This window comes from Ruminococcus sp., assembly GCF_017650195.1.
In the GTDB taxonomy this organism is placed as follows: Bacteria; Bacillota; Clostridia; order Oscillospirales; family Ruminococcaceae; genus Ruminococcus.
Window position 1 is genome coordinate 1 of sequence record NZ_JAGCFH010000289.1, and the last position, 5,895, is coordinate 5,895.

Below are 5,895 nucleotides of genomic sequence, written 5' to 3' on the forward strand. Positions count from 1 at the left end.
TAAGTATTAAGAATCAGGAGCTTCGCTTCAATTTTGACTCGTCTAACCTTGTACATAGTTCAGACCTTGATCCGGATGAAACTTGGTTCTACATAATATGAGTAAATACACTCAGAGTGCTTGATTTTTATAACTGGATTCTGATTTTTTGTTTATTCAACAACGCAAAAAATGTTCTTGATTTTTTGGGCATAATGATGTATAATTAATAATGCATTATAATATAAGGAGATAAAACTATGATAAATATAGGTTTTATTGGCGCAGGCAATATGGGTACTGCTATAATGAAAGGCATTGCTTCAAGCAGTCTTGGCGAAAAAGTAAAACTTTTTGCTTTTGATCCCTGCGCTGAAAAGATACAGGCTCTTAAAGAGTATGGTATTTCTTCCTGTTCATCAGAAAATGAGATAATGGATAACTGTAAATATGTATTCCTTGCTGTAAAGCCTCAGATAATCGAAGGTGTTCTTGAAGCTATTTCGGAACATACGAGAAAGGATACAGTTATTATTTCAATTGCAGCAGGTATAGGTGACGATTTTATCGCCAAGAAGACTATTCCTGATGCAAAGGTCATACTTGTAATGCCTAATACTCCTCTTCTTCTCGGCGAAGGTGCTTCCGCTCTTTCAAGGAACGAAAATGTTACTGACGAAGAATTTGACGTCGTTCTCAATATATTTAAGATATGTGGAAAGGCTGCGGTCATTCCTAAGGACAAGATGAAGGAAATAATCGCAATAAACGGAAGCAGTCCTGCTTTTATATATCTTTTTGCAAAGGGATTTATTGATTACGCAGCTTCAGTGGGTATCGACAAGCAGGCTGCGGAGGAATTATTCACTCAGAGTCTTATCGGTTCTGCTAAAATGATCACAGATTCCGGAAATACGATAGATGAGCTCATAAAAATGGTATCTTCTCCAGGAGGTACTACTCTTGCCGGTCTTGACAGGCTTTATGAGGGCAATCTTACTGACGTAGTTAAGAATTGCTGTGAAAGCTGTACCAAGAGAGCTTATGAGCTTTCAAAATAAGTCTAAATAGCTTTTTATGCGCATATCATTTATCTGGAAAGGAATGATGCGCATGAGAAGCATAAGTATATCTAATGATAAAAGCATAAAAGGGACAAGCCTCTCGGTTTATATATTGGTGATAATCGCTGGAATTATTATTGGAGCGATAGTCCATAACACACCATTCTATGATAATCTACCAATAAAAGCAAACGTCTTTTTTATGCAGAACTGCTCTGTTATCGCGGAGGTCAGAGAGACATTTGTCTGTATGCTGATCTTTGCTGCAGCTGCATTCCTTGCCGGTTCGTCGGCGATAGGACAGCCGCTCGCTTATTTCTTGCTCTTGTTTTCAGGTATTTATACCGGATATATAACAGCTTCTGTATATCAGATGTACGGAAAAAACGCATTTTTTATTATATTAACAGCAGTCATTCCAAGATCTGCTGCGTTAATCACAGTTGTTATCCTTTCTGTGAAAGAAGCTTTAAGAAGTTCTTTTTATCTGTTTGAATTCTATTTTCACGGCGATGTGCGTGAAAACAAGAGAATAACCTTAAAACTTTTCTGTGTAAGGTTTCTGGTCATTATTTTATTATCTTTAATTTTTTCAGCTATCGCAGGCGCATTTTTTTATTTGCAGCTCAAAGCGTTTAGACTGTAAACGGAGGAATTGAAAATATGGGAATCTTTTCCAAAAATTATGAGAGTGCAGGTTCTGGCATAGCCAAAGACGCTCCGAAAAAGGAAGGCGTAGCTCTTTTCTTTGATATTTTCGGCAGAAAAATATGGAACCTGATGACACTAAATCTTATGTATATGTCGTTTTTTCTGCCACTCATACTTATTTTGCCGCTCATATATGCCTGCGGCGAAAAGTATTCAGATGTATCTTTAATACTTACCGTTGTACTTGCAATAATTTTCATGATACTTATAGGACCTGCAACAGCTGGAATGATAAAGGTTATCCGTTGCTTTGTGCTTGGTAAACACACTTTTATATGGCATGATTTCTGGAAAGGATTTAAATCAAATTTCAAGACCGCGGCGATAGTTGGCTTTATTGACTGTATATTATTTCTTTCTGCTCTCTCAGCGTTCGCATTTTATCCTCAGCTTTATGAAGAGGTACAGTCAAAGGCTGTTTATATACCAATGGTGATTACATTAAGCGTTTTTCTTGTGGTATTGGTAATGAATTTCTACATTTTCCCTATGATGGTAGCAACCACATTAAAAACAAAAAATCTTTTCAAGAACTCATTCGCTTTAGCTTTTGTTGCACTTAAGCAGAATGCAATTACTTTTTTAGTGATATTTTTGACTATAGGTGTTATGACATTATTGAGGATGTTCGCTACGGGAGTATTTTTGTTCCTGATACCGTTTTTCCCAGCGGCATTCCTCTGCCTAGTTTCATGCTTCAACAGTTATCCAGTTATACAGAAATACGTGATAAATCCCTATTATACTAGTATTGGCAAGATCAATCCGGAACTTATAGACGATACTGACGATGAAACAGAGCGTATCTTCGAAGACATGGGCGGAAAGGAAAAGCCTATAGAAAAGCGTCCTAAGGGTAAGGGTAAGAGAATATCTTAAATAATACGCTTATGCATCTATATAAGAAGTAAAAACTATCCCCTTGAACATAATAAAAGTTCAAGGGGATTCTTCTTTTTATGTAACATAAGTATCTGTACTGCATAGAATAAAGCAGGGGAGATTATACGTCTGCAATATTTGTAACCACACCGGCAGGAGAAATGTCTATATGTCCAAAGGAAGGTTTGCTACCATCACGTGGGATAGAAGCACTGCCGGGATTAAGGAAATATATACCATTTTCGTAGCTTTCATACTTTACATGAGTATGCCCGAAAAGCACTATATCGCAACCGTTTGTCAGGGCAAGCTCTCTCAACTTATCGAGGGAGCTGCTTACGCCGTAGAGATGTCCATGAGTTGCAAGAATCTTGTGATCCAGTACAGGAAGAACAAATATCTCTTGGCTTAAGCTTTCAAAATCGCAGTTTCCGGCAACATGGATAATCTTTTGTGCAAGCTTCTGGTGTGAGAGTAGGAAATTATCAAGCTCACGCTCGCCGTCGCCAAGATGAAATATCCAATCGGCATCTGTATTTCTTAATATGACACTTTCGAGAGCATAAGAATTACCATGTGTATCAGATAATGCAACAATGCGCAAGTTCGATCCCTCCAAATTAAATGATAATTTATTATATCATATTTTTTTGAAAAATGCAATATAATATTATTGCGTACATTGTTTTTAAGGAGATTAATATGAATAATGAACTTGATCCGAACAAAATAAAAGGTCTGCTGAACGTAATCAGCAAAAAAATAGGCGTTCCGCCCGAAAAACTTCGTTCAGAGCTTGAAGAAGGAAAATTCGACACTGCCCTTTCCGCAATGAATAAAAACGATGCCTTAAGATTTAAACAAGCTGTTAACAATCCTAAAATCGTTGAAAAAATGATGAGCAGTCCGCAGGCTAAGGCTTTGTATGAAAAGCTCACAGGCGGCAAAAAGATGTAAACCCATTGTATGGATGATATAATCAACAGGATAGGGGAGCTGCTGTCAGATGAAGAAAGCTTAAAACAGCTTTCTGAGCTTGCACAGATACTTGCTTCAGATGACAGCAGTGACAAGTCAGGAGAAGATAAAGCTGAAATAGTTTCTCCAGATATTGAATCAGTTTTAAAGCTGACAAGTCTTATTGGGCAGGTTTCTAAGCAGGATAAGAATACTGAGTTACTTATTGCTCTTAAGCCTCATCTAAGTGACGAGAAACAAAAGCGTGTGGATAAAGCTTTGAAACTGCTAAAAATACTAGCAGTTTGGAATATTGCAAAGGACAGCGGTATTCTCAACGAACTGATATAACGAAGGGAGTGAATATACGTTGGCAGTTTACAGCTATGGACCTTCACACCGTTGCAGAGGCGGAATGAACATATGTCATGGTTCGCATCACAGAGCTGCTGCGGATATTCCTCCAGTACCTGAAGATGAGACAGAAGAAACAGTCAGCGGGACAAAGAAAAGCATATTTGATGATATTGCCGATGAATTCTTTGGCGGAAGCATTGACAGTGACAAGCTTCTTATTGCTTTGATAATTTATACGCTCATAAAAGAAGGCGCTGATATCAAACTGATATTAGCGCTTGGTTATATATTACTTTGAGAGGTAAAAAGAATGAATCCAGAAATAATACTCAGAGCACTGTGCATTTTAGTTACCATAATAATGTTAGTATATTATCTTAAACGTGAAAAAAAAATGCTCTCTTTCATTACTGGCGCTTTTACAGGAAGTGCTGCTTTGTTCCTTTTAAACGAATACGGCGATATGCTCGGGGTTACGATACCTCTTAATGTTTTTAATATATCGGGAAGTATTGTTTTAGGTGTGCCTTTTGTTGTCTTTCTCGTAATAATGAATTTTTTGTAAACAACAAGCACGATTTCACAAAAAGTATTGAATTATGTTCTGATTAATGTTAAAATATACGCATAGGAGGTGGATCATGAACATTATTGATATTATAAATAAAACTAAAAAATCGCAGGAACTGTCTGAGGAAGAGATACAGTGGCTTGTCAGTGGCTATACTAAAGGCGATATTCCAGATTATCAGATGTCGGCATGGCTTATGGCTGTATGCCTCAACGGACTCAGCGATGAAGAGACCTTCGCGCTTACAGCCGCAATGCGTGACAGTGGAGATGTTCTTCATCTTAACATTCCTCTTACTGCGGACAAGCATAGCACCGGTGGAGTAGGTGATAAGACCTCACTTATTATCGGACCGATCGTGGCTGCCTGTGGAGTATGCGTTGCCAAAATGTCAGGTCGCGGACTTGGACATACCGGTGGTACTATCGACACACTTGAAAGCATTAAGGGCTTCAGAACTGATCTGCACCTTGAGGAATTTGAATATATCTTGAAAAAGACAGGTTTTTCAATTATTTCACAGACTGGAGAGCTTTGTCCTGCGGATAAGAAGATATACGCTTTAAGGAACGCAACTGGGACAGTAGACAGCATTCCCCTTATATGTGCAAGTATTATGAGCAAAAAGCTTGCAATGAACGCTAATATCCTTGTCCTTGATGTTAAATACGGTTCCGGAGCATTTATGAAAACGAAGAAGGAGGCTGAAAAGCTTGCTTCTCTTATGGAAAAGGTTGGAACCGCAGCCGGAAAGAAATGCAAAGCTGTAGTTACCGATATGGATTCTCCATTAGGAAAAAACATAGGCAATGCACTTGAGGTCAAAGAGGCTGTAGAGCTTTTACAAGGAAAGATAAGTGGCAAGCTTTATGATATATGCATAGAACTTGCGGCTGAAATGCTTCAACTTGCAGGAAAGGGTAGCTTTGAAGAATGCTGTCAGCTTGCAAAAGATGCTATATCATCTGGCAAAGCTCTTGAAGTGCTTCGTTCAACAATCCAGCTTCACGGTGGAAATGATAAGATATGCGACGATACTTCACTTTTGCCGCAGCCATTGCTAAAATACGAAATTCGCGCTACAAAGGAAATGGAAATATTAGGCTTCGATTGCGAAGAGCTAGGTATGACATCGCTCCTTCTCGGTGCAGGGCGTATCAATAAAGATGATAAGCTTGATATGAGCGCAGGCATAGTAATGAACTGCGATATAGGAGATCATATAAATTCGGACGATATAATAATGACGCTTTATTCATCGGTATGCAGTGATTTTTCCGTCCCAGCTTTAAGAGCTCTGAACGCGGTCAAATTTAAAATAACCGAAAGGCCGAGTTATACTTGACTATTGCGTTTTTGTGTGATAAAATAATA

At 38.3% G+C, this 5,895-nt stretch carries 8 protein-coding genes; 7 read left to right on the plus strand and 1 reads right to left on the minus strand.

The features are described from left to right. Window positions 1-239 precede the first annotated feature (239 nt). The gene (gene proC, locus J6U00_RS12985) at window positions 240-1,040 is read left to right on the plus strand and encodes a pyrroline-5-carboxylate reductase (RefSeq protein WP_296582494.1); all 801 of its coding nucleotides are present in this window, start codon (window positions 240-242) and stop codon (window positions 1,038-1,040) included. 666 nt (window positions 1,041-1,706) lie between these two features. Then, the gene (locus J6U00_RS12990; RefSeq protein WP_296582496.1) at window positions 1,707-2,633 is read left to right on the plus strand and encodes a DUF624 domain-containing protein; all 927 of its coding nucleotides are present in this window, start codon (window positions 1,707-1,709) and stop codon (window positions 2,631-2,633) included. Window positions 2,634-2,757: 124 nt separating this feature from the next. Here J6U00_RS12990 and J6U00_RS12995 read toward each other — a convergent pair whose 3' ends face one another. Beyond that, window positions 2,758-3,240, minus strand: a complete 483-nt coding sequence (locus J6U00_RS12995) for a metallophosphoesterase (RefSeq protein ID WP_296582498.1) — start codon at window positions 3,238-3,240, stop codon at window positions 2,758-2,760. 98 nt (window positions 3,241-3,338) lie between these two features. Here J6U00_RS12995 and J6U00_RS13000 point away from each other — a divergent pair, with 98 nt between their 5' ends. From J6U00_RS13000 to J6U00_RS13020, 5 genes are all read left to right on the plus strand, one after another. Beyond that, complete coding sequence (locus tag J6U00_RS13000) at window positions 3,339-3,593, plus strand: hypothetical protein (RefSeq protein ID WP_296582500.1); 255 nt, start codon at window positions 3,339-3,341, stop codon at window positions 3,591-3,593. Window positions 3,594-3,602: 9 nt separating this feature from the next. Next, window positions 3,603-3,944, plus strand: a complete 342-nt coding sequence (locus tag J6U00_RS13005) for a hypothetical protein (protein ID WP_296582503.1) — start codon at window positions 3,603-3,605, stop codon at window positions 3,942-3,944. 19 nt (window positions 3,945-3,963) lie between these two features. After that, window positions 3,964-4,248 (plus strand): hypothetical protein, encoded by a 285-nt coding sequence (locus tag J6U00_RS13010; RefSeq protein ID WP_296582505.1) that lies wholly within the window; start codon window positions 3,964-3,966, stop codon window positions 4,246-4,248. Between the two features lie 12 nt (window positions 4,249-4,260). After that, a complete protein-coding gene (locus J6U00_RS13015; protein WP_296582507.1) occupies window positions 4,261-4,515 on the plus strand; it encodes a pro-sigmaK processing inhibitor BofA family protein in 255 nt (84 codons plus the stop codon). Between the two features lie 76 nt (window positions 4,516-4,591). After that, window positions 4,592-5,866 carry a thymidine phosphorylase gene (locus J6U00_RS13020; protein ID WP_296582510.1) on the plus strand — a complete coding sequence of 425 codons (1,275 nt, stop codon included), beginning with the start codon at window positions 4,592-4,594 and terminating at the stop codon, window positions 5,864-5,866. The last annotated feature ends 29 nt before the right edge of the window (window positions 5,867-5,895 follow it).

Coding starts and splice junctions, on each gene's coding strand:
- J6U00_RS13020 (WP_296582510.1), top strand. CDS start 4,592: ATGAACATTATTGATATTATAAATAAAACTAAAAAATCGCAGGAACTG.
- proC (WP_296582494.1), top strand. CDS start 240: ATGATAAATATAGGTTTTATTGGCGCAGGCAATATGGGTACTGCTATA.
- J6U00_RS13005 (WP_296582503.1), top strand. CDS start 3,603: ATGGATGATATAATCAACAGGATAGGGGAGCTGCTGTCAGATGAAGAA.
- J6U00_RS12990 (WP_296582496.1), top strand. CDS start 1,707: ATGGGAATCTTTTCCAAAAATTATGAGAGTGCAGGTTCTGGCATAGCC.
- J6U00_RS13000 (WP_296582500.1), top strand. CDS start 3,339: ATGAATAATGAACTTGATCCGAACAAAATAAAAGGTCTGCTGAACGTA.
- J6U00_RS13015 (WP_296582507.1), top strand. CDS start 4,261: ATGAATCCAGAAATAATACTCAGAGCACTGTGCATTTTAGTTACCATA.